Raw genomic sequence first — 389 nt, forward strand, 5'->3', positions numbered from 1 at the left:
GGACCAGCTCCTCGGGCGGCATGCAGTGCGGCACGGGAGCGCTGTCCCGCACGGGCACCTGCCCCCTGCGCGCCACCAGCGCCGCGAGGACTCCGACGTCCTCCTCCTCCAGCACTCCGCCCCGGCCACGTCGCGCCTCCTCCTCGAGCTGCCCGAGCGCCTCCATCAGCGCGTCCCAGGCAATGCTCCGCGAGGGCGGCTCCCGCTCCGCCACCATTCGCCTGAGCTGCTCGCGTGCCGTCGGCATGACGTCTCCTAGCGTGTCCACATGAGGCCGAGCTCTGGGACTTGCTCCGTCTTCACGGTGATGCCGAACCCGCCCCGCATCAGGTCCACCTCCCAGAGTCTGCCATTCGCCCGCAGGGTTCCCATGACGTAGGGCATCGCCT

General features: G+C 71.0%; 1 protein-coding gene. It reads right to left on the reverse strand.

What is annotated here, in order from left to right; all coding sequences use genetic code 11:
* On the reverse strand, positions 1-247 hold a 247-nt coding region (locus D7X74_RS43540), incomplete at its 3' end, for a hypothetical protein (RefSeq protein WP_158622387.1).
* Positions 248-389 lie beyond the last annotated feature (142 nt).

The organism is Corallococcus sp. CA047B, assembly GCF_003612065.1.
Taxonomy (GTDB): Bacteria; Myxococcota; Myxococcia; order Myxococcales; family Myxococcaceae; genus Corallococcus; species Corallococcus praedator.